The sequence below is a fragment of the Chthonomonas sp. genome (genome assembly GCF_035294165.1).
GTDB lineage: Bacteria > Armatimonadota > Chthonomonadetes > Chthonomonadales > Chthonomonadaceae > Chthonomonas.
The window spans coordinates 1-2,371 of sequence record NZ_DATGLN010000128.1; the positions used below are offsets into that span (position 1 = coordinate 1).

Genomic DNA, 2,371 nt, shown 5'->3' on the forward strand with positions numbered 1-2,371 from the left:
CATGTCACCTCGAAGCGAAGCTGAGAGGTCTTTACGTTTCATCTCCACTGAGGATGAGCGCCTCGGTATTGAAGAGCCGGCGACACGACTGCCATTTCGACCCGAAGATGAGATAAACAACTGTCATTTCGAGCCGAAGGCACAACTGTCATTTCGAGCCGAAGGCGAGAAATCTTGAGTTTCAATTCCTTCACGGTTCTAGAGGCAATTCGCTGAGCAAGCATGCCTTGCTCGCCCCCTATCCCGTCCTTTCCCCCTATTAGGGAGAAAGGGGGCGGTTGTGGTGAGTTTCCGAAGGGAAGCTAATCAAAGGAAACCGCCAGTAGGGGCACGGTGACCGTGCCCTTTTTGCTAATCTCCCCTCTCCCAAATTGGGGGAGGGGGAGGGCGCCCTACCCCAGAAAATCTTTCGATTTTCTGGGGACCCCTGTATCGGCCTTGAGGGGCGGGGGGTGGGGGCTTGAAGAGCCAGTGCTACGACTGTCTTTTCGAGTCGGAGACGAGATAAACAGCTGTCATTTCGAGCCGAAGGCGAGAAATCTTAAGTTTCCATCCTCGCCAGCTCTAAGGGGGAAGGGCGTCCTGCCCCAGAAAATCTTGCGATTTTCTGGGGACCCCAGTACTGGCCTTGAGGGGGAGGGCGTCGGCCTTCAGCCTTGCGGTAGTTTACTTAAGAGCCAGTCATCTGGGCCGCCTGCTGTCGTCGTTTGCGCAGGGTTTGCAGCAGCAACGGCAGAGCAAAGCCCATGGTGAAGGCGCCTAGCCCGCCTTCCGGCACAAAGCCGTGGGGGGTCTGTCCTCCTGAGGCGGCGAACTGCGGCGGAAGCGCAGCGAGCACAGGAGGGGGGCTGCCATGCCCTCCACCGCGAAAGAGGAACGGCAGGCCTAGCGCTCCATAAGGAAAGCCGCCGGTGACATGGGCTTGCGGCAGCCCAGGCGGCACAAGAGGAGCGAGGGAGGTCGAGAGGGCGACCTCGGTATTTTGGGTCTGTTCCGGGATGACCACGGGGGAGTAGGGAGGCGTTAGAGGGCCAGGTGCCGTTGCCACCTGAAGGTTGGGCGCCACGACGTTAAAGAGGTTGTGGGCGACGCTTTTGGGAGGGGGCAATTGAATGTTGCCGATGGGGTTGCCGCACACGGCGATGAGCACCGGGGTGCCGTTGGCATCTACAAAGACCGGGGTACCTGCCGGCAAGCGTCGCAGCCGGTAGCCCATGATGTCGCGACCGTTTCGATGATGGACGTACCACACGGGCAGCACATGAGGCTCGGTGAGGCGTTTGAAGCGGAGTTGGGCTAGGGCCAACTCCAGCTCCCCCAGGGAGGCCAGTTTGTAGTGGCGCAGGTAGCGCTCGGCCACCACGCGATTGGTGCGGGCTTCGGTCACCAGTTCACGGGTGCTTTCTACCGGCGTAACCAGAAAGGAGCCGGGGGGCACCACGGAGGGCACCAAGCGAAAAGTGGGTAGGGGCGGGTGTGCGGAGGCGATGGGCAGACGGACAAGGCCGAGAAGAGCCATCAAGAACAGGGTGTGGATATAGTTGCCCGTGAAGCGGCAAGCCGCGTTTATTTTCACTTTTTCGTAATGCGGCAAGCTCGGTTTTTTCTGGATCGCTTCTCGTAGTTTTTGCATCCCGTTCATCCTTCCCCTAGCGTGCCTCCGTTGGGTTCTGTCTCTCTCTCTACCGGAGCATCTGTTTTTTATATTCTCCTGCGCTTCAAAATGTTCCTATGCAGGGATTTCGACCTATCCTCTTGAGGTCAACTTATAATATCTATTCTATCACAACGTTAAGGGCAAAGCTATTGGTAATTTTACGGGGGCAGAATATTTAGGATAACCTAAGTTTGCGCGGATCGGGAGTAATCGTAGGTTCGAGAGAAAGGTTCGCGCAGGATTTTGAGAGTATGTGTTATAATATAAGAGGCAACTTCTCGAGGGTAGAGGCACATAGGGCCTTTATTTTGAGAGTAAGTTGACCGTGTCACCGGCTCTTCGGAGCTGGTGGGGATTGAAACATGTGATGTGGACAGAGCAGGCTTTCTGATAGGTGGTGTCACCGGCTCTTCGGAGCTGGTGGGGATTGAAACGCGTTTAACAGCATCGTCACGCAGTTGGCACAGCAAGTGTCACCGGCTCTTCGGAGCTGGTGGGGATTGAAACCGGAGTGAACATCAACGCATGAAAACGCTTGATTGTGTCACCGGCTCTTCGGAGCTGGTGGGGATTGAAACACTCTTCTTATCTTCTCCATAATTACAAGATCTTTAGTGTCACCGGCTCTTCGGAGCTGGTGGGGATTGAAACAAGAAATCAGTCACAGGTGTTTACCTCGGCATATTAAGTGTCACCGGCTCTTCGGAGCTGGTG

General features: G+C 56.0%; 1 protein-coding gene and 1 CRISPR repeat array. The gene reads right to left on the minus strand.

Annotated features, from left to right (window positions below; all coding sequences use genetic code 11):
* Window positions 1–670: 670 nt before the first annotated feature.
* Window positions 671–1,633, minus strand: coding sequence for a hypothetical protein (locus VKV29_RS06330; RefSeq protein WP_324200462.1), 963 nt, complete (start codon window positions 1,631–1,633; stop codon window positions 671–673).
* A 349-nt stretch (window positions 1,634–1,982) separates the two neighbouring features.
* A CRISPR array of direct repeats spans window positions 1,983–2,308; the repeat unit is 37 nt; unit sequence GTGTCACCGGCTCTTCGGAGCTGGTGGGGATTGAAAC.
* Window positions 2,309–2,371: the final 63 nt, after the last annotated feature.